This window comes from Nibricoccus aquaticus (genome assembly GCF_002310495.1).
Classification (GTDB): domain Bacteria; phylum Verrucomicrobiota; class Verrucomicrobiia; order Opitutales; family Opitutaceae; genus Nibricoccus; species Nibricoccus aquaticus.
Window position 1 is genome coordinate 858651 of sequence record NZ_CP023344.1, and the last position, 20665, is coordinate 879315.

19 protein-coding genes are annotated in these 20665 nt (G+C 64.3%); 13 read left to right on the top strand and 6 right to left on the bottom strand.

Annotated features, from left to right (window positions below):
- Positions 1-14: 14 nt before the first annotated feature.
- Positions 15-533, bottom strand: a complete 519-nt coding sequence (locus CMV30_RS03815) for a plastocyanin/azurin family copper-binding protein (RefSeq protein ID WP_096054785.1) — start codon at positions 531-533, stop codon at positions 15-17.
- A gap of 88 nt (positions 534-621) precedes the next feature.
- On the opposite strand from CMV30_RS03815, the gene CMV30_RS03820 reads away from it, so the two are divergent.
- Together CMV30_RS03820 and CMV30_RS03825 are read left to right on the top strand one after the other, a co-directional pair.
- On the top strand, positions 622-1470 hold the full coding sequence (locus CMV30_RS03820; protein WP_175414722.1) for an SCO family protein: 849 nt from the start codon (positions 622-624) through the stop codon (positions 1468-1470).
- Between the two features lie 4 nt (positions 1471-1474).
- On the top strand, positions 1475-1738 hold the full coding sequence (locus CMV30_RS03825; RefSeq protein WP_096054787.1) for a GNAT family N-acetyltransferase: 264 nt from the start codon (positions 1475-1477) through the stop codon (positions 1736-1738).
- A 7-nt stretch (positions 1739-1745) separates the two neighbouring features.
- Here the strand turns inward: CMV30_RS03825 and CMV30_RS03830 are convergent, their stop codons facing one another.
- Positions 1746-2186 (bottom strand): CopD family copper resistance protein, encoded by a 441-nt coding sequence (locus tag CMV30_RS03830; RefSeq protein ID WP_096054788.1) that lies wholly within the window; start codon positions 2184-2186, stop codon positions 1746-1748.
- Between the two features lie 139 nt (positions 2187-2325).
- On the opposite strand from CMV30_RS03830, the gene CMV30_RS03835 reads away from it, so the two are divergent.
- The 7 genes from CMV30_RS03835 to CMV30_RS03865 all read left to right on the top strand — a co-directional run bounded on the left by CMV30_RS03835 (position 2326) and on the right by CMV30_RS03865 (position 11713).
- A complete protein-coding gene (locus CMV30_RS03835; protein WP_096054789.1) occupies positions 2326-4428 on the top strand; it encodes a TonB-dependent copper receptor in 2103 nt (700 codons plus the stop codon).
- A 194-nt stretch (positions 4429-4622) separates the two neighbouring features.
- Complete coding sequence (locus CMV30_RS03840) at positions 4623-4853, top strand: hypothetical protein (protein WP_138223110.1); 231 nt, start codon at positions 4623-4625, stop codon at positions 4851-4853.
- Complete coding sequence (locus CMV30_RS03845) at positions 4850-5926, top strand: Lnb N-terminal periplasmic domain-containing protein (RefSeq protein WP_096054791.1); 1077 nt, start codon at positions 4850-4852, stop codon at positions 5924-5926. Before CMV30_RS03840 ends, CMV30_RS03845 begins: the two co-directional genes overlap by 4 nt.
- Positions 5927-6096: 170 nt before the next feature.
- Complete coding sequence (locus tag CMV30_RS03850; protein ID WP_096054792.1) at positions 6097-6705, top strand: hypothetical protein; 609 nt, start codon at positions 6097-6099, stop codon at positions 6703-6705.
- Between the two features lie 3 nt (positions 6706-6708).
- Entirely contained in the window at positions 6709-9081 is a 2373-nt protein-coding gene (locus CMV30_RS03855) for a response regulator (RefSeq protein ID WP_096054793.1), read from the top strand.
- Between the two features lie 161 nt (positions 9082-9242).
- Entirely contained in the window at positions 9243-10436 is a 1194-nt protein-coding gene (locus tag CMV30_RS03860; protein ID WP_096054794.1) for a glycosyltransferase family 4 protein, read from the top strand.
- Complete coding sequence (locus CMV30_RS03865; RefSeq protein WP_096054795.1) at positions 10433-11713, top strand: lipopolysaccharide biosynthesis protein; 1281 nt, start codon at positions 10433-10435, stop codon at positions 11711-11713. The genes CMV30_RS03860 and CMV30_RS03865 overlap by 4 nt, the downstream gene beginning before the upstream one ends.
- Here CMV30_RS03865 and CMV30_RS03870 read toward each other — a convergent pair.
- Complete coding sequence (locus CMV30_RS03870; RefSeq protein WP_138223111.1) at positions 11710-13248, bottom strand: O-antigen ligase family protein; 1539 nt, start codon at positions 13246-13248, stop codon at positions 11710-11712. The genes CMV30_RS03865 and CMV30_RS03870 overlap by 4 nt on opposite strands.
- A gap of 174 nt (positions 13249-13422) precedes the next feature.
- Here CMV30_RS03870 and CMV30_RS03875 point away from each other — a divergent pair, with 174 nt between their 5' ends.
- From CMV30_RS03875 to CMV30_RS03890, 4 genes are all read left to right on the top strand, one after another.
- Positions 13423-14799: an FtsW/RodA/SpoVE family cell cycle protein gene (locus tag CMV30_RS03875; RefSeq protein WP_245844394.1), complete on the top strand. Its 1377-nt coding sequence runs from the start codon at positions 13423-13425 to the stop codon at positions 14797-14799.
- A gap of 96 nt (positions 14800-14895) precedes the next feature.
- Positions 14896-16656 (top strand): Rne/Rng family ribonuclease, encoded by a 1761-nt coding sequence (locus CMV30_RS03880; protein WP_096054797.1) that lies wholly within the window; start codon positions 14896-14898, stop codon positions 16654-16656.
- Positions 16657-17116: 460 nt separating this feature from the next.
- Complete coding sequence (locus CMV30_RS03885; protein ID WP_096054798.1) at positions 17117-17419, top strand: hypothetical protein; 303 nt, start codon at positions 17117-17119, stop codon at positions 17417-17419.
- A 141-nt stretch (positions 17420-17560) separates the two neighbouring features.
- Positions 17561-18082 (top strand): glycine cleavage system transcriptional repressor, encoded by a 522-nt coding sequence (locus CMV30_RS03890; protein ID WP_096057602.1) that lies wholly within the window; start codon positions 17561-17563, stop codon positions 18080-18082.
- 237 nt (positions 18083-18319) lie between these two features.
- Here CMV30_RS03890 and CMV30_RS03895 read toward each other — a convergent pair whose 3' ends face one another.
- The 3 genes from CMV30_RS03895 to CMV30_RS03905 all read right to left on the bottom strand — a co-directional run bounded on the left by CMV30_RS03895 (position 18320) and on the right by CMV30_RS03905 (position 20523).
- Positions 18320-18640 carry a hypothetical protein gene (locus CMV30_RS03895; RefSeq protein WP_096054799.1) on the bottom strand — a complete coding sequence of 107 codons (321 nt, stop codon included), beginning with the start codon at positions 18638-18640 and terminating at the stop codon, positions 18320-18322.
- 72 nt (positions 18641-18712) lie between these two features.
- Positions 18713-19477: a TrmH family RNA methyltransferase gene (locus tag CMV30_RS03900; protein WP_096054800.1), complete on the bottom strand. Its 765-nt coding sequence runs from the start codon at positions 19475-19477 to the stop codon at positions 18713-18715.
- Positions 19474-20523: an SAM-dependent methyltransferase gene (locus tag CMV30_RS03905; RefSeq protein WP_096057603.1), complete on the bottom strand. Its 1050-nt coding sequence runs from the start codon at positions 20521-20523 to the stop codon at positions 19474-19476. The genes CMV30_RS03900 and CMV30_RS03905 overlap by 4 nt, the downstream gene beginning before the upstream one ends.
- Between the last annotated feature and the right edge of the window lie 142 nt (positions 20524-20665).

Sequence of the window (20665 nt, forward strand, 5' to 3'; positions counted from 1 at the left end):
GTAGTGTTCGTGGGTTAATCGACGATCAGCACGCCCTTCATCCCGACCTGGAAGTGACCGGGGAACGTGCAAAGGAAGTCGTAGCGCCCGACCTGTTTCGGCGCGTAGAAAAGGACCGTGTCGCTCTCGCCTGGCCCGAGCAGCTTGGTGTGCGCGATGATCTTGGCTGCGTACTTCGCAGGCACATAATCCGCCTTCACCGCCTGCGAAGCGTCGCTCGTGAAGTCCGATAACTTCACCCCGTTCTCGATCAGCACCAGATTATGACCCATCGAAAACTTCGGCATCGTCCCCGCGTTTTTCAGCGTCAGCGCGATCGCCTCGCCCGCCTTCACGCGGATCTCGGTGACGTTGAATTTCATCGAGTCGTTGCCAACGACTTCGACCGTGCGACCTTCCGTCGGCACCGCGCGCGCCGCGACTGCGGGTGCGGAGGGAGCTGCCGCTCCGCTCGGATCTTTTTTGCCGCAACCGGCGAGAAACAAGGCCGCCAGCACGGCCGCCAGAGTGGTGAGTGAGGATAGAGTTTTCATGGTTTACGCCCCACCGTACCGCGCCACCGCGCGCCCCGCCTTGATGTGGATCAAGGCACTGCGGACAAAATCCGTTTACCCTCGTCGCATGAACCTCCGCTCATTCGCGCTCGCCCTTCTTCTCCTCGGCTCCACGCACCTTTCTCTGATCTCCGCCGAGACCGAAAAAACGTTCACCGTCACCGGCCTCATCAAAGCCCGCCTCGACGACGGCGCTCTCGTCATCCAGCACGAGGAAATCCCCGGCTACATGGCCGCCATGACCATGCGCTTCACCCCCGCCGATCCGCGCGAAGCCGCCACCCTGCAACCCGGTGACCGCGTCCGCTTCCGTTACCGCGTGTCCGACGACACCGACGTCGCCGACCGCTTCGTCGTCACCGGCAAAGAGGCCGTCAAAACCAACTCCACCCCCGGCAACCGCACCCGCCGTCTCAAGTCCGGCGACACCGTGCCCACCTTTTCACTACTCGACGAAAACGGAAACGCCTTCACCCACGCCGCGCTCAACGACCGCTTCACCGTCATCACCTTCATCTTCACCCGCTGCCCCGTCCCCGAATACTGCCCCGCCATGGCCCTCAAATTCGGCGCTCTCCAAAAAGCCATCGCCGCCGATCCCGCGCTCGCCCCGCGCGTCCGCCTGCTGAGCATCACGCTCGATCCCGAATTCGACCGCCCCGACATCCTCGCCGCCTACGGAAAAGCCGTCGGCGCAAACCCCGTCCACTGGAACTTCGCCACCGGCGAAAAATCCCAGATCGACTCCCTCGCCCGCGCCTTCGCTGTGTATGCCGAGCGCAATGGCGTCACCCTCGACCACACCCTCTGCACCGCTCTCATCGGTCCCGACGGCCTCGTGCTCGAACTCTGGCGCGGCAACGCCTGGAGCCTCGACGAAACCCTCGCCGCCCTCCGCAAAGCCGCGCAACCTTGAGCCCATGACCATCGCCCACGAGCCCGCCGCCTCCCGCTTCATCGCCCGCCTGCCGGAGGGCGATTCCGTCGTCGAATATTCGCTCACCGGCGACGCCGTGGTCTTCACCCACACCCTCGTCCCTGCCGCCCTCCGCGGTCGCGGCATCGCCGAGGCTCTCGTCCGCGCCGCGCTCGCCTGGGCCTCCGGGGAAAACCTCCACGTCGGGGCCACCTGCTCCTACGTCGCCCGCTTCATCGAGCGCCACCCCGAACTCGCCCGCCGCTAGACACCGCTCACAGGTAATACATGCCTTTCGCGAACAGCACGATCGCCAGCATCAGCCCCGCCACGATCCGGTGCGTGTAACGAAACCGGCACAGATCCATCTTCCCGCGCTTCGCCGCGCTCAGCGACGCCAGGAACACCCCGAGCACCGCGAACGCCAGGGTCATTTTGATCATCATCAAAATCCCAAACCGGCTGCTCACGAAATCCGGCCGGTTTGAAAAGTGTACCCAGAACATCGCGCCACCGGTGAGAAACAACAGCGCCACCACGTACGGCATGAACGTCCGCACCTGCTTCGGAATCTCCCCCGCCAGCGTACACGCCAGTCCTGGCGGCAACCGCTTCTCGATCGGCTCGATCACCAGCACTTCGAAAAATACCGCGCCGATAAACGTGATCGCGCACAGGATATGAATCGTGAGGAACAGTCCGTAATAAGAGGCCATGATTGAAATACCCGAGTGTGCCCGTTCGATCCCGCTCCAGCCTTGATCCGCATCAAGCCCCCGAGCCCTTCACTCATCCCCGCGCTCACTTGATCCGCGTCAAGGCACTTCGTCCCGCCCTCCGCTAGACTGCGCGGACATGAACACTCCCCGGCGCTCCGCTCCTCTCCGTCGCATCGCCCTCGTCTCGCTCAGCGTGCTCGCGCTCGCCGCCGCCCCGGCCCATGCCCAAAGTTCGGATACGTCCCCGGAGTTCGTCGTCGCCCTCGCTCCGATCGTCGTCACCGCCCGCCCCAGCGAACGCCCGCTCGCCGTCGAGGTCGATCCCCGCGCTCCCGCCCAGCCCATACCCGCGCAGGACGGCGCCGAGGCACTCTGCCGCGTCGCCGGCTTCAACATCATCCGCAAGGGCGGCACCAGCGGCGACCCCGTCTTTCGCGGCATGGCCGGCTCCCGCCTCGGCATCATGCTCGACGGCGAAAACATCCTCGGCGGCTGCGGCAACCGCATGGACCCACCCACCGCCTACGTCTTCCCTTCCGCCTACGACAACATCACCGTCCTCAAAGGCCCCCAATCCGTCCTCCACGGCGCGGGCCACTCCGCCGGCGTCGTCCTCTTCGAACGCACCCCGCGTCGCTTCACCGAGCCCTCCGTCCAGTTCTCCAGCGCGCTCACCGTCGGCTCCTTCGACCGTAACGACCAGTTCGCCGAAATTCGCGCCGGCCGCCCCCTCGGCTACGTTGAGATCGCCGCCACCCGCACCGCCGCCAACGACTACGAAGACGGCGAGGGCCGCCTCGTCCACTCCGCCTACGAGCGCTGGAGCACCCGCGCCGCCCTCGGCTGGACTCCTTCCGACAACACCCTCGTCGAACTCACCGGCACCCTCGGCGACGGCGAGGCCGCCTACGCCGACCGCATGATGGACGGCGCCAAATTCGCCCGCCAAAACCTCGGCCTCCGCTTCCGCCAGAGCGAACTCCCCGGTCTCATCTCATCCGTCGAGGCCAACGTCTTCTTCAACGCCGTCGATCACGTGATGGACAACTACTCCCAGCGCGCCTTCACCCCGACGATGATGATGCCCACCCCCTCCGCCTCGAATCCCGACCGCCTCACCCTCGGCGCGCGCACCTCCGCCAAACTCACCTTCTCCGAAAACCTCCGCGCCACCCTCGGCCTCGATCACCAAAGCAACCGCCACCGCGCCCGCAACACCAGCAACGAAACCCTCGACCCTTTTGAATCCAAACCGTGGATAAAAGACGCCGCCTTCTCCGTCTCCGGCCTCTTCGCCGAATCCATCTACGAACTCACTCCCTCCGATCGCATCATCGGCGGCGCACGCCTCGACCGCTGGCACGCCGAAGACTTCCGCTCCACTGTCTCCACCGGCATGATGAGCACCGCTCTCAATCCCACCGCCGGTCGCGAGCGCACCGACACTCTCCCCTCCGCCTTCCTCCGCTTCGAACGCGACCTCTGCTGCGCCGGTTCTTTCTTCGTTGGTCTCGGCCACTCGCAACGCTTCCCCGACTACTGGGAATTATTCGGCAAAGAATCCGCCTCCACCGTCAGTTCCTTCGACACCCTCCCCGAACGCACCACTCAACTCGACGCCGGCTTCACCCGCCGCGTTTCCACCACGTTCACGGTCACGCTCTCCGTATTCGCCAACCGGATCGACGACTTCATCCTCATCGACTCCGGCATCCGCAAACCCGCCGGCATGACGGGCACGCGCGCCGCCACCATCGCACGCAACATCGACGCCCGCTCCTTCGGCGGCGAGGCCTCCGCCACCTGGGCCTTCGCCAAAAACTGGACCCTCGACGCCGCCCTCTCCGCTGTCTCCGCCGACAACACCACCGACGACCGTCCCCTCGCCCAGCAACCGCCCCACGAGTCCCGCCTGGGCCTCGCCTACGCCACTTCCCGCTGGAGCGTCGGCACTCTCGCCCGCTTTGTCGCCCGCCAGTCCCGCTACGCGCTCAACCAAGGCAACATCGTCGGCCAGGATCTCGGCCCCTCCGACTCCTTCGAAGTCTTCTCGCTCAACGCCGCCTATAAACCCACCGCCCGCCTCCAGTTCTCCGTCGGCGTCGATAATCTTTTCGACACCGCCTACGCCGAGCACCTCAGCCGCGGCGGCAACATGGTCGCCGGCTTCCCCGCCCCCACCACGCGCGTCCAGGAACCCGGCCGCGCCGCCTGGCTCAAACTGGATTTCAAATACTGACTCGCGCCACGGCACTCGCCTCAAATTCAAATCGCACGCGAACTCGCCTCTACGTTTAAGTCCGCTGCCTTCATCTACTCATTCGCTGCGACATCGCGCCGGAAGACCTGACCGGACTGATCGCGTGTCACGGCGCCCCGTTCGGAGAATCGCAACAACACCCACCCGGTATGTTCAGCACTCTTCAAGAGCGCGTGGCAGCTTTTCCTCTCCGGAAAATTCCTCCTCTACGGCTGGGAGCTCCTCCGCCACTTGTCACCGATTTTGTAGGACAACGTTTCATCCGCCTCCGCGAAATAATTCGTCGGGCAGCTCACGCCACTCTCGCGCTCCTGCCCGCCCGCGCCTATCTCTTCATCACCCTCGAACACGGCACCGAAAAAATCGCCACCTCGCCCGTCGCGCTCACCCTTCAGCTCCGATGAGCTCTCCATCCATTCCCCCAGTCTCATCCGCTTCTCCCGACCAGCCGGCATCCGTCAATTTGACCGCTCCTCGCGCGCGCCGCTTCGTCATCCGCCTGCTGTCCCTCCTCGCCTGGCTCGTCGCGCTCTCCGCCGTGCTCTGGGCCTTCCTCGCGCTCGTAATCTCGTTCCCCATCTCCGTCCTCCGCTGGCCCGTCGCCCTCGGCCTCGCCGCCATCGCGCTCATCGCCGCCATCCGCCTGGCCCGCCGCCCCTTCGGCCCCGCCTTCGCCCTCCTCACCTGCGCCGCCCCCGTCTTCTTCTGGTGGCTCACCCTCACCCCGCACAACGACCGCCGCTGGCAGCCCGACATGGAGAAAACCCCGTGGGCCGAAATCGCCGGCGACCTCGTCACCATCCACAACTTCCGCCACGCCGACCGCCGCTCCGCCACCGATTTCACCCCGCGCTGGGAATCCCGCATCTTCCACCTCTCCGCGCTCCAGCACCTCGACTTCTACATGGTGTATTGGGGTTCCCCCCACATCTGCCACACGATGATGACCTTCGACTTCGGCCCCGAAGGCCGCGTCTGCGCCTCCATCGAGGCCCGCCGCGAACACGACGAATCCTACTCCCCGCTCGCCGGCGCCTTCCGCCAGTACGAACTCCTCTACGTCCTCGGCGACGAGCGCGACATCGTCCGCCTGCGCGCTCCGCTCAACGCCGCCACCGATCAGGTTTATCTCTTCCGCATCGCCGCCACGCCCGAAGTCACCCGCGCCCTCTTCCTCGATTACCTCGCCTCCGCCAACCGCCTCCGCACCCAGCCCGCCTGGTACCACTCATTCACGACCAACTGCTCCACCCTCATCCGTGAGCACGTCAACAACGCCCACGCCTTCGAACCCTGGGACTGGCGCCTCCTCGCCAACGGCCACCTCGACCAACGCCTCTACGCCCAAGGCTACCTCGACCAATCCCTCCCGCTCCCCGAGTTAAAAGCCCGCAGCCTCATCAACCCCTCCGCCCTCGCCGCCGGCGACTCCCCCGATTTCTCCACCCGCATCCGCGCCGGCCGCCCTGGATTCTAGCACCCCCCGCCTTCCCTCGCAAAACGCACGCCTCCACCCTCACGCCGCGCCCTCTTCTCCCCTGGCCGCGCCCGCTAAGACCGCTTCAGTCCCCGCCCCCGGTGCCGATGAATGAGACGCGGCTCGCATCCAGGCACTCCTGTGTACCTGGCCGCTGCTGCGTCTCCACCATGCCTGTTTCCGCCCGCATTAAAAAACCGCTCCTCGCCCTCGGTATCGCCGTCTGGCTCGGCGCGGCCATCTGGGGCACGAAATGGCTCACCGAATACAGCTTTTCCCCCGGTGCCTCCGGCCAGCCCGCCGAGACCTGGCCCGAAAACCCCGGCGTCTCCCGCGCCGACGGCATCGCCACCCTCGTCCTCGCCCTCCACCCCGAGTGCGCCTGCTCCGAAGCCACCCTGAGCGAGCTCGGCGTCATCCTCACCGAAACCACCCCCCACCTCCGCGCCATCCTCATCTTCACCGACGCCGACCCCGCCCGCCCCGCCAGCGCCTCCGCCCTCTTCAAAACCGCCCAGACCATGCCCGGCGTCACCCTCGTCCGCGACCGCGACGGCGAAATCCTTAAAAAATTCCACGCCCTCACCTCCGGCGAAGCCCGCCTCTACAGCCCCGACGGCACCCTCCACTTCAAAGGCGGCATCACCGGCTCCCGCGGCCACCCCGGCGAAAACCCCGGCCGCGCCCACATCATCGCCGCCATCCGCTATCCCGCCGCCGCCCCGTCCTCCTTCTCCACGCCCGTCTTCGGCTGCGCCCTCTTTGCCGCGTCCCCATAACCCATGAACGCAGCCGGCCCCGCCCCCTCCCCACGCGTCAGCGAACGCGCCATCATCCTCGAAGCCGATCTCCTCAAACGCTTCTGGAGCCAGGCCGACCGCGCCTTCGCCATCCTCCTCCTCATCCAGTGGATCGCCGGCATCGGCCTCGCCCTCTGGTTCACCCCGCTCACCTGGATCGGCCGGCAGAGCCAGCCCCACGTCCACCTCTGGGCCGCCATCGTCCTCGGCGGCATCATCGCCCTGCCCGCCGCCGCCCTTGCGTATTGGCGCTCCGGGCACGCCTCCACCCGCTACGTCATCGCCGTCGCCCAGATGCTCGCCTCCTCGCTGCTCATCCACCTCACCGGCGGCCGCATCGAAACCCATTTCCACGTCTTCGGCTCCCTCGCCTTCCTCACCTTCTACCGCGACTGGCGCGTCATCGTCATCGCCTCCGCCGTCGTCACCATCGACCACCTCGCCCGCGACCTCTTCTGGCCCATCTCCATCTTCGGCAGCGAGCTCGTCAGCCCTTGGCGCTGGCTGGAACACGCCGGCTGGGTCATCTTCGAAGACATCTTCCTCATCTACTCCGCCAGCCGCTCACGGAAACTGATCTCCGAATACGCCGTCAAACGCGCCGAAGCCGAAATCACCACCGAACGCATCGAGGAGACCGTCCGCGAGCGCACCAAGGACCTCGCCGAGACCAACACCCGCCTGGAGGCCAACATCGAGGAACGCATCCGCGTCGAACAGGAGCTCAAGACCGCCAAGAACGCCGCCGACGCCGCCTCCCAGGCCAAGTCCGAGTTCCTCGCCAACATGTCCCACGAGATCCGCACCCCCATGAACGGCGTCATGGGCATGACCAGCCTCCTCCTCGACACCCCCCTCAACAACCAGCAACGCGGCTTCACCGACACCATCCGCCAGAGCTGCGACTCCCTCCTCGTCGTCATTAACGACATCCTCGACTTCTCCAAGATCGAGTCCGGGAAAATGGAGCTCGAAGAACAGCCCTTCGACCTGCGTACCTGCATCGAGGATACTCTCGACCTCTTCAGCCAGAAAGCCGCCGAGAAGAAACTCGACCTCGCCTACCTCCTCCACGATTCCACGCCGCTACACTTGGTCGGCGACGCCACCCGCCTCCGCCAGATCCTCGTCAACCTCATCGGCAACGGCATCAAATTCACCGCCCACGGCTCCGTCCTCGCCCGCGTCTCCAGCCGCCTCATCGGCCCCGCCGCCACCCGCTCCTCCGCCCCGCCCGAGACCTGGCACGAACTCCAGATCGAAGTCCGCGACACCGGCATCGGCATCCCCGCCGAACGCCTCGACCGCCTCTTCAAACACTTCAGCCAGGTCGATACCTCCATGTCCCGCCGCTACGGCGGCACCGGCCTCGGCCTCGCCATCGCCAAATCCCTCGCCGAAATCATGGGCGGTCGCATCTGGGTCGAGAGCGAACCCGGCAAAGGCTCCGCCTTCTTCTTCACCGTCCGCCTCCGCGCTTCCGAAAAACCCCTCGCCGCGGCTCCCGACCTCCCCCTCCTCAAAGGCAAAAACCTCCTCATCATCGACGACGGCGAGATCAACCGCCGCATCCTCCAGGTCCAGGCCCTCCGCTGGGGCATGATCCCCCACGAAGTCGCCTCCGGCCCCGCCGCCCTCGACTGGCTCGACACCGGCCGCCCCGTCGACGTCGCCATCCTCGACATGCAGATGCCCGACATGGACGGCCTCGTCCTCGCCACCCGTATCCACGCCCTGGCCACACACAAAAACCTCCCCCTCATCCTCCTCAGCTCCGCCGCCCACCAGCACGACCGCGACGACCCCCGCTGGCTCCACTTCGCCGCCCGCTTCAACAAACCCGTCAAATTCGTCCCCCTGCGCGACGCCCTCCTCACCGCCCTCGGCCACGCCCGCACCGAGCTCTCCGCCTCCCTTCCGAAAAGCACCGCCCCCCGCGGCCCCCGCCTCGCCGACGAACTCCCCCTCCGCATCCTCCTCACCGAGGATAACGTCGTGAACCAAAAAGTCGCCTCCCGCTTCCTCGAACTCATGGGCTACCGCTGCGACATCGCCGCCAACGGCCGCGAATCCCTCGAATGCCTCGCCCGCCAGCCCTACGACATCGTCCTCATGGACGTCCAGATGCCCGAGATGGATGGCTACGCCGCCACCGCCGCCATCCACGAACGCTTCACCGCCGAAACCCGCCCCCAGATCATCGCCCTCACCGCACACGCCAGCGTCCAAGACCGCGAACTCTGCCTGAGCCGCGGCATGGACGACTACCTCACCAAGCCGATCGTCCCCGCCGTGCTTGCCCAAAAACTACGCGACGCCGCCGCCCGCCTCGGCCGCCCCTCCGCCGCCGCCTAGTAGCCACGAGCGCCAGCGAGTGGGCGCTCTGCCCGACATCGCTCACTTCCCCGGCCAGTCCTCGCCGCCTGCGCGCCACCGGCATAGTCCCCCTTTGCGTGAGCCAGCCTCCCCACGCTTGCCCCATCGCCCCGGCTTTGTTTCAGAACCAACGCCCGCCGATGCCCACCACCCCGCCCACCCGACGCCCCCGCATCCTGCAGGTCGTCTCCCACCTCGCCCTGGGCGGCGCCGAACGCGTGGCACTCAACATCACCGACGCGCTCCGCCACGACTTCGACTTTCACCTCTACGCCGTCCGCGGCATCGAACCCGGTGAACTCGGCTCCTCTCTCGCCGCTGAAGTCCACACGCTCGGCATCCCTCTCCACCTCGGTGCCCGCGTCCCCATGCGCTTCGGCGGCGTTATCACGAGCGGCATCGGCCTCACCCGCGTGGTGAAACGCGTCTGCCCCGACCTCATCCACCTTCACACCGAAATCCCCGAAGCCGCCTACGCCGCGATGGTCACCGCCTCGCCTGCACTCCGCGCGATCCCCGTCGTCCGCACCATCCACAACACCGTCTTCTGGAAGTTCTGGCGCGCGCTCGGTCGCTGGTGCGACCGCCGCCTTCCCCACGCCTTCATTGCCGGCGTCTCCCCCGGCTGCGTCACCGCCTTCCAACACCTGCGCGAAGAATCCCGCGCCCCCGCTCCGCCCGCCGCCATCACGATCTTCAACGGCGTACCTTCCCCCTCTTTCCCACAACCTCTCCCCTCCTCCGACGATACCCAGCCCGTGAAACTCGTCTTCGGCGGCCGCCTCGAAGAACAAAAAGGCACCGACCTCCTCCCCGCCATCCTCGCCCAGGTCCGACCACCGCCGCGCGGTGCCCAACTCGTCATCTTCGGCACCGGCTCGCACGAAACGCTCCTGCGCAAACTCGCCCAAAATTCTCCCGCCGGCTGGTCACTCGAACTCCGCGCCCCCACCCGCGACTTCGCTCAACAACTCTCCCGCTACGACCTAGTCCTCATGCCCTCGCGCTACGAAGGCCTCGGCCTCGTCGCCGTTGAAGCTGCGCTCGCCGGAGTGCCCGTCGTCGCCACCGACGCCGAGGGCCTCCGCGACGTTTTCCCCGCAGATCATCCGTGGCTCGCGAAGCCCGGCGACTCCACTAGCTTCGCCGAAAAACTCCAGCACGCGCTCGACCAGCCATCGCACTGGCGCGAAGTCGCCCTACGCTCTCAAATCTTCGCGCAGTCCCACTTCAGCATTGGCGCCATGTCCCGCGCTTATCACCAGCTCTACCATCAGGCGCTGCGCCTCCCTTCGGAAAACCCCACTGCGGGGCAGTCCCCGCGCACACCATGAGTTCGCTGCTCGCCCGCACGCGCGACCGACTTCTCCCCATCGTCCTGAGCCAGGCGATCGGCCTCCTCTGCGGACTCATCGGCGTGCGCCTCGTCTCGCACTGGATTCCTCCCGCCACGCTCGGCAGCTACGGCGTGTTCCTGACCTTCACCACCCTCGGTCTCTGGGTCGTCCACGCCGGTCTCATCAAATTCATCACCCGACACTGGGCCTCCTCCACCGATCAAGCCGCACTCCTCCGCACCTGCGTCCACTCTTGGACGAAAAAACTCCTCTGGCTCGCCCCCGCAGCCCTCGCCGCCGCTTGTATCATCGAACGGGAAAACCCCCTCAACACCTCCGCACTCTCCGTCACACTCTTCCTTTCATCCGCCTTGATCGCGCTGGGCGTCATCGCTCAAAGCGCGCTGCAAGCAGCCCGCCGTTACTGGACCGATCTCACCGTCTCCGCCACCGGCTCGCTCACCCGCACCTTCCTTCCACCGCTCCTCTTCCTCGCGTTCGACAACGCCCTCGGCCTCTACCTCGGCTTCTGCCTTCACGCGCTCCTCTTCGCCCTTACCGCGCTGTGGATGGTGCGAGGCTCCATCCACCCAGCGACCGCCTCATCGACCGCCCCGGCCATCACCCCGATCTACGACGGTGCCTTCTTCGCCATCCTCTCGCTCACCGGCTGGATGCTCATGGGCATCAACCGCTGGATCGTCGCCGGCTTCTTCGGAGAAACCACCGCCGGCTTCTTCACCCTCGCCGGAAACCTCGCCCAAATCGCCCCCGCCATGCTCGGCGCGGTCTTCATGCAATACTTCCAGCCCGGCCTCTTCGCCTCGCCGCACACCACCGTATCCGAACGGCGGGCACTCGCCCGCCGTGTGGATCTGACCGCGCTCGCCTACACTGTGCTCGCGCTCGCCGGTGTGGCCGCGGTCCACGTTCTCACGCCCTGGCTCATCGGCCCGCTGATCGACGAACGTTACCGCCCCGCGCTCGGCTATATCGCGGGCGCCGGCTGTTTCGGCGCCGCCGTGATCATCGGACAATTCTTCCACACGCTTCTTCTCGCCGCCCACCGCGAACGCGCCTGCGGCCCCGTCGACCTCATCGCCGCCGCCATCCTGATCCTCGGCGGCCTCGCCAGCGCCCTCCTCGGCGGCGAACCCTGGTTCCTCCGCTGGCTCATGCTCACCCCGCTCCTCCCCTGGCTCCTCAACCGCCCGCTGGCACACCGGCATCTGTTCAGAGCCAGCCCAGAGATCGCGGATCATCAAAGATCTTAAGCAGTCACCGATGCTTTGGGTACTCCGTCAGAATCGACGACAAATCCCTCATCCTGCTTCAACCGCCTGCACGCCATGAGCAGTCCCGCCAAGAGCCCAAAAGACTGCATCCACCACGTCACATCTCCGTTGGTGAGATAAAACAAAAGCACGGCCGCAAACCACTGCGCACATAGAAGCAGGCAGACTCGGTCGAAAAAACTCCATTCGCTCGGCGTCCGACGACGGACAAGCAGGCCCAGCTGCAAAGCTATCTTCGATACATGCCAGACGAAGAGCAGCGAGCACAGCAGCCCGAAAACACCCAGCTTCAGCAGCGTGCCAAGGAATCCATTGTAGAACATACCTTGGGAATAGAGCATCGAGACGCTATCGTTTGGGTCATCCACCGGCAACCGGTCGAAACGATCCATTCCGAAACCCCGGCCAAACAGCCAATATTTGGGACTATCCGCGATCGCTAGTTTGAGAACTTCTACGCGATCCGAATTAGTCGTAGCAGCATCCGCCTTGGCAATCGGTGAAATGGCGATTCCCGGAAAAAACGACACTGAGCGCTGCACGGAAAGCGGAAGTTCTTTGGCGAAAAAATAAAGCCCGCCCACCATGACCGCTCCGACCAGCACCATTGAGATAACCCGGCTCGGGTTCCAAAACCGTTGCACCCACGCCAGAAAAAAAAGCGTGCAAATCGCGGACGCAAAAACGTTCCGATAGCCACTCCCTAGTCCTAGCCCAACCAGTGCCACCATAAGTGGGCCCGTCACCAGCAACCAGCGCCCGAGGAGTTCCCGTAACGGCGCCGCAACCCATAAAAGAGAAAGGCCTGCTCCAGCAACCGCAGCAAGAGATCCGAACCTGCGTACCCCGCTAGCGTCGTAGCCAGTGCTAAAATTCAATCCGTCCACGGGTAGTTCAAAAAAATAGAGCAATGGAGCCATATCCTGGCTTCGCGCGAAGGTAAGTTCCGAAACGATATAGGTGAGCGACAGAAGCCATCCCGTGATCATAGCCATTCGCAGCTGCTTTTGACTGAACCCAGCAAGCAGCATCAGCACCGGCAAAATCGAGAGCACTAATTGCTGCACATACACGCGCCCGCCCATCTGCTCGCCGCCAAATATTCTCAGCCCAACCCCGCGGTAAGCCATCGTTCCAAGAATTACCGCTACATACCCCCCCAGCGCCGCCAGCGCCCACCGCTCCGCGCGATCAAACGCCACCACCTCGATCTTCCGCCGGTTCACCAACCCGTAAGCCAGCAGACTCGGCCACGCCAGCAACGCGCACAGCTCCCACCAAAACGGCCGCCCCGGGAAAAACGGCACGATCAACGCCGCCGGTTGCAACGCGATCACCAGCCACGCCAGCGCGCGGCAGTTCACCGTCAACGTCCCCACATACACCAGCCCCGCCAGCCCCGCGAAAATCAGGTACGGCTGGTCCGCCAGCATCGCCCCCGCCACCACGGCCGCCACACACGCGATCCCCGCAATCAACGCGCGCCGGAACGGCAGCGCGTCAGGATCGAACAAAGTGGAGTGCATGGAAAACCGCATACGCAGCCGCCCATCCGCGCGCAACCGGCAACTCACCACACATTCCCCACCTTCCCGCCTCCGTCATCTGTGCCCTCTGTGCCTTCTGTGGTTAAAAACTCCATCCGCCGGTCACCTCTTCCCCCGCGCCCTCTTCCGTCTCCGAGCTCCATGCCCTCGGCGTCCTCGCTCCATGACCTCCTTCGCCCACTCCCCGCCGCTTTCCCGCCCTCCGCCCAACATCGTCATTGCACCCTCCCCCGCTTTCGCCACGCCTTCGAGGCGCATCCGCAAATCATGGCGATCAACGTCCGCACTCCCCTCGACTGGCTCAGCGTCTTCAAGACCACGCGCGAGCGCTTCGACTGGATCACGCCGCTCGTCATGCTCGCGCTCTGCACGATCAGCATCTTCTTCATCTACAGCGCGCAGCTCGAACGCCTCGGCACCGACTGGCAGAAACAGATCCTCTTCATCGTCGTCGGCGCCGGTCTCTACACCGCCATCTCCCTCGTCGATTACCGCTTCTGGATGACCATCGTCCACTGGATCTACCTCGCCGCGCTGGTCCCCCTGATCCTCGTCAAAATCGTCCCCGGCATCGGCGGTGCCGCCGCCGTCAAATGGGGCGCCGACCGCTGGATCGACCTCGGCCCCATCTCCTTCCAACCCTCCGAAACCGCCAAAATCGCCGTCCTCCTTATGACGGCCTCCATCCTCACCCGCGCCCGCGTCGGCACGATCACCGCCTCTCTCGGCACACTCGGCAAATTGGCTCTTGCGGCGGGTATCCCCATCTTTTTGGTGATGCTGCAACCCGATCTTAAATCGGCGATTGTGATTCCCCCGATGGTTTTCTCCATGCTCTACGTTTCGAAGCTCTCGCTGCGCTTTTTCGCGGCCGCCTTCGGAGCGTTCGTCCTGATCGTCGGCGTCGTCGCCTTCGACAGCGTCAGCTACGTCCGCTACATGGAAAATAACGGCTACGAATTCCTCCGCGACAAAGGGAAATACGAGCAGACCTCCATCATCCCGCTCCACGACTACCAGCGGAACCGCATCCTCACCTTCGTTGATCCCGCGATCATCGACCCCAAGGGCACGAAGGACGCCTACAACCTCAACCAATCCCTCATCTCCGTCGGCTCCGGCGGACTCACCGGCAAAGGCTGGACTCAAGGGATGCAAGCCCGCCTCGGCTACCTGCCGCCCGGCGTCTCGCACAACGACTTTATTTTCCCGGTCATCGCCGAGGAAATCGGATTTTTGGGAAGCCTGACCCTCATCGGTCTCTTCGGCCTGCTCCTGTTTAATAGCATCCGCATCGCCAGTCTCGCCCGAGACCGGCTGGGCGTGCTGATCGCCATCGGCGTCACACTCCTGTTTGCGGTGCATATATTCGTGAACATCGCCATGTGCATCGGACTCATGCCCATCACGGGCATCCCGCTTCCCTTCATCAGTTACGGTGGCACCTTTCTGCTTAGTTGCTGCTTGCTGCAAGGACTGGTCCAGAGCGTCTATCGCTTCCGGAAGGATCGTTCATGACGACGACTTCCCGCGATAACGACCGCCCTGCCGGAATCTCCTGCGCTGCAACTACCGCGCATCGGTGCCCCATCCAACAACACAAACACACGCACCATGAGCGTCCCATCGCAGCCCAACTCCGCCTCCTCAGGCGCCCCCTCAGATGACCCTACACATCAATATGACGAAGAACTCGCCAATCCCCCTCCAGGTGAGGAATTCGATCCGGTAGATCCCTCCGAACTCAAAGCCGGCGCCCAGGAACGGTCCAAAGACCGCCCCTTCCTCCAAAAAATCGTCGCCCTGTTCAAGAAGGAGAAAACCTCCTTCCGCGAACTGATCATCAACTCCGAGCCCCTCGAAAAACGCGTCGCCCTCCTCGTCGACGGCGTCCTCGAAAAGTTCGAGATCGAACGCGAGTCCGACAACCGCATGGTCGGCGGCATCTACAAAGGCCGTATCAAGAACCTCGATGCCGGTCTCAAAGCCGCCTTCGTGGACATCGGCTACTCCAAGAACGCCTTCCTCCACTACTGGGACATGCTCCCCGCCGCCGCCGACTCCTCCGTCGAAGTCGTCCGCGTCAACAAACGCAAAGACGCCCCTGTCCGCCCAGCCGAGCCGACAGTGAAAGACATCCCCGGCCTCTACCCGCCCGGCTCCGAGATCGTCATCCAAGTGACGAAAGGCCCCATCGGCACCAAAGGCCCGCGCACCACGACCAACCTCGCCATCCCCGGCCGTTACCTCGTGCTCATGCCCTACTCCGATCAATGCGGCATCTCCCGCAAGATCGAGGACCACAAGGAGCGCTCCCGCCTCAAGCAGATGATCAACGAGCTCACCATCCCCGAGGGTATGAGCGTGATCGTCCGCACCGCCGGTGAAGGCAAAAAGACCCGCTACTTCGTCCGCGACCTCCACCTGCTCCTCAAGACCTGGTCCCGCATCCAGCAAAAGATGCAGGACGACCGCGCTCCGTCGTGCCTCTACCAGGAGCCCGACATCGTCGAGCGCACCGTCCGCGACTTCCTCACCGAGGAAGTGGACCGCGTCCTCATCGACGACGCCGAGGACCACGCCCACACGCAAAAACTCGTCGCGCAAATCTCCAAGCGCTCCGCCTCCAAGATCGCCCTCTACAAGGACAACATCCCGATCTTCGAGCGCTTCAACATCGAGCGCCAGATCGAGCAGACCTTCCAGCGCAAGGTCCCGCTCCCCTCAGGCGGAGAAATCATCATCGACGAAACCGAGGCCCTCATCGCCGTCGACGTGAACACAGGCTCCCACAAGAACCGCGGTGGTGACGAGAAGAACACCATCTACGCGGTTAACCTCGAGGCCGCCGTCGAAATCGCCCGCCAGATCCGCCTCCGCAATCTCGGCGGCCTGATCATCATGGACTTCATCGACATGAAGGAGCGCCGCCACCGGAATTCCGTTTACGAGAAGATGGTCGAGGCGATGTCCGAGGATAAGGCCAAAAACCACATCCTCCCGATCTCCCAGCTCGGCATCATGCAGATGACCCGCCAGCGCCAGCAGGAGTCGCTCTCGTCCAACTTGTACACCGACTGCCCGTACTGCCGCGGCCGCGGTATCGTGAAGTCGGCGACAACCATGTCCGTCGAGCTCCAGCGCAAATTGTCCTCCATCGTCCGCCGCCTCCAGATGCGCAACGACGGCAAGGAATACTCGCTGCGCGTGCTCGTCCACCCGAGCATCCTCGAGCGCCTCCGCAGCGAAGACGCCGAACTCCTCGTCCGCATGGAGAAGCTCTTCGGCGTCAAGTTGGCCTTCCGCGCAGACCTCAACTACCACGTCGAAAACTTCAAGATCGTGAACGCCATCAGCGGCGAAGAGTACCGGTAACTTCGCGAGACCGCGCCCACGTGCGGTCTCCGAAATCTTTCTCGTTCCCCTACTCGCAATAGTCCTCAAACCCCGAACGCCGGTCCTCCCAAGGCCGGCGTTTTCCGTGCCCACACCTCCGATGGAGGGACGACCTCGGTGTCGTCCGCGCTCGGCATCATGCCCGGCGTGTACCCAAACGGCCCCGACTTTTCTGAAAAGGCACTGTCTCCCACGCCTCACAAAGGCGTTTCGCCCAGATCACCGCCCTGCGGCACTGCCTTTCGCACGCCACCGTAAACCGGCGACAGATAAAAATAATTCCCGTTACACACCCATTCTCCCTCGTAAGTACCCGTTGATAGCACCGTGAAACTCCCGCCGTCCCGCCCCGTGGCACAGCCGCTGCGAAACACATTCACGGAACACGACTCCTCCACCGCCACTCCAAGGCGTCATCAACAACTCAATACCTACTTCCATGTTTTACGAAGCCGCCACCAGCAACAGCAACGGATTCTCCTTCGAGGCTTCCCTCGCCTCCTCAACGCCCGAAAGTGAAACCCGCCACCTCGTGAACCGCCTCCGCTTCGAGTTCCCCACCGCCACCCAGCGCCAGCTTGAAAACGCCGTCGCCGACGCCTGCGAAGGAGCCACCACTTATGCCGGCGACAAAGTTTACCAACGCGCCCGCGCCAACCTCCGCGCCCTCCTTGCCCCCGCCTTCGATAACGCCGAAGAGGAAATGGAAACCGCACCGCCCTTCCGCGCCAAAGTCGCCTGATCCAGCCGCCCGCCTTGGCGGATACGCTCTGCCAGGTTAAAGTCCTTCTTTCGATTCCTTCGCCCCCCTCGGTTCCGCCTCCGCATAAATCCCGCACCTCCAAGATTGCCGCCGCTCCGCACCGCGCCCACGTTCCGGTCCATGCTCGCCAATCTCGTCATGACCGTGATCGGCCCGGATCGTCCGGGCATCGTCGAGGCCCTCGCTTCCCGGGTCGCCCGCCACGGCGGCAACTGGCTCGAAAGCCGCATGTGCCGCCTCGGCGGACAATTCACCGGCATCGTCCGCGCTGAAATCCCTCCCGCTAAAATCGACGAACTCACCCAGGCTCTCCGCAGCCTCGAAGCCGACGGCCTCCGCATCCATCTCCACATCGAAAAAGCCGACCGCCCCGCCGTCGCCGGCACGCTCGCCACACTCGCCTTCGTCGGTCAGGACCGCCCTGGCATCCTCCTTCAAATCTCCGGCGTCCTCTCCTCGCACCGCGTCAACGTCGAGGAACTCGCCTCCGAACGCATCAGCGCCCCCATGGATGGCTCCATGCTTTTCCAAGCCCGCGCCACCGTTTTACTCCCGCCCGATCTCTCGCTCGCTTCCCTCCGCACCGGCCTGGAAAAAATCGCCACCGACCTCATGGTGGATGTCCAGCTCCAGCCTAAGTAACAGCCCAGCTGAAGCACGACCTCCGCTTCGTCCGCCTCCCTTCCGATGGAGGCGCGGTGCCCTCACCGTCGCGCATGATCTCCCCTCGTGATGTAGACGGGGTGCCCCCACCCCGCGTTAACGTCGATCCCGCTTTCGGCCAGACATCAGCCCGATGCCGAAGAAAAATATAGATTCAGGAAGCGCAGAGACTTCTCTCCGATTTCCAGCCTTCCTGAGTTCCACATTTCTATTTCTTCACACCCCGGCCTGCGCCTTCGTGTGAATCCAGAACCGCGATACCACCAGATGGTCGCGCTTCAGATCGTAGCCGAACTCCGTGTCGATCACGTGCCAGCTGCCGGTCACTTTTTCATCCGGGCCCGCCGCCGTCGCGGCCATCGCCCGCAACCGCTGCCACTCGCGCACCGCCAGCAACCGCGCCGACGTGAACGCCTCCTCGATCGAACGATACACGCCGCACGAGTGAGTCTTCTGCATCGGCTTTCCTTCATCCGAAGGAACTAACGTGAAATGCAAAACCGCGTAATCTTCAGAGGAGAAAGGTGCAGCGCTCATGTGTAGGGAGTTTAGCCTATTCCATGCCACCAGACCACCGGGCTTAGGCAGAGTTCCGCCCCGGGTTTTCTCCTACAACGGCCGGCCGGCGCGCGCGAACAGCTCCCACATCAACACCGCCGCCGCCACCGAAACATTCAGCGACTCCACCCGCCCGCTCCCCGGAATAGTCACCAATCGCGTACACGTTTTCGCCACTTCCGGAGCCATCCCGTGTTCTTCGTTACCCATCACAATCGCCACCGGCTTCCGCGACGCCGCCAGATCCGCCGCAACTTTTCCCAACGGCTGCGCGCCGATCACCGCCGTGCCCGCCACTTCATAGCCCGCACGCGCCAGCTCCCGGCAAAATTCCGCCAGCGACTTCACCGTCAAAATCTCCAGCTGATCCAACCCGCCCTCCGCCACACGATGCGCCGCCTCGCCCGGCAACGCCTGCTGCACGTGTTCCGGCACGATGATGTGCTTCACTCCAAAAAACGCCGCCGTCCGCGCGATCGCGCCGAGATTATGCGCATTCCCCACGCGATCCAGCAATACGAGCGGCGCCCGCGTCTTCGCCCAGTGCTGCACATCCTGCGCCCGCGGCGACCGCAATGCCTTCGCCTCCACGATCGCCACGATCCCGCCGTGATGAATCGTCCCCGCGATCTTCTCCAGCTCCGCCGGCTCAACCTGCCGGTAAACACGCCGCGTCGCCGCCAGCGCCTTGCTGATCGCCCCGACTTTCTTTCCCGTCTGAAAATCGAAAAACAGCCGGATGATCGACGCCGGCTCGCGCTCGAACTTCGCCTTCACCGCCGCCAGCCCGCAGATAGGAGTCTCCTTCGGCTTCATGCCTTCACCTCGCCTACGATCGTGAATTCCTCACGGTCATGGTAAAGATGCCGGATGCGCAGATTCGTCGTATGCGTCGCGAGCACGCTGCCCGGCGCAGTGATCTCTTGGAGCAACGCGATCGCATCCACCCGCCCGAATTTCAAAATCACCACGAACCGCCGGCACCACCCGCGCAGAATCCACGGCTCGATCAGATTACGCATCACATGATGCGGCTCCTCGACCAGATCGCAGAACAACCAGTCAAACCGCTGCCCCTGTCCCGGCTCGAAACGAAACGCATCCTCCGTCCGATGCTCGATGAGCGCATGGCCCAGCGCACCACCCTTCAGAGGCCCGTTGTCCACCGCGACAACATGCGCCCGCCGCTTCGCCGCGCTATAACTCCACCCGCCCGGCGCCGCCCCGAGATCCGCCACCGTTTCCTCCACATCCGGCTCGCGCCCAAGCAACACATACGCCTCCTCCACTTTCAGGTACGAACGCGACGGAGCCATCTCGTCATCCGCCATCCGGCGTTGCCCGCCGAATACGCATTCCCTCGCCACAAACACCCGTTTGAAGTCCGCGAAAAACACAAACAACCCGCGCACCCTCGCGATCCCGCGCGGCTTCTCCGGCGACGCCAGCTTCGCCACGCGCCCCATCTTCTTTTTGAGCAACTCGTCGAACGCCTTCTCCACCCCGCTCATCCGCCGCCCCAACCCATCGAGCCCGCTCGCCGCTTCAAAAATTAACGGCCACGCGCCCTCAAATCGCTCCGTCCGCGCCGACTCGAAAAACTTTTCCGCTATCGCTCCCGCCAGCGCATTCACCGATTCCCCCGCGATCTCCACCGGATCGAGCAACACCGCGTGCGCGAAACAAAGCTCCGGCAACGTCCCCTTCGTCGCTCCGCCCGGACCCGCTCCCGCTCCCTCCGCTCCGCCCGCCTCAGTCCTCGCCCGCAGCCAGCCTTCGCCCCGCTCAACCGCGACGATCCCATGCACCCGCAGCTCCTTCTCGAGGAGCAACTCAAAGCCGGCCTGACAGCGAAAAATCATGCGCCCATCCCGCCGCGCGCCGCCCCGCCACTCAAGCCCCAAACCGCTCCCCTCAACCCCCGCGCCCGCTCCACACCGCCCTCTCCTTCCCTCCATCGCCCCATCCGCCCTCAAAAAACTCAGCCCAAAAAAGTGTCACGTA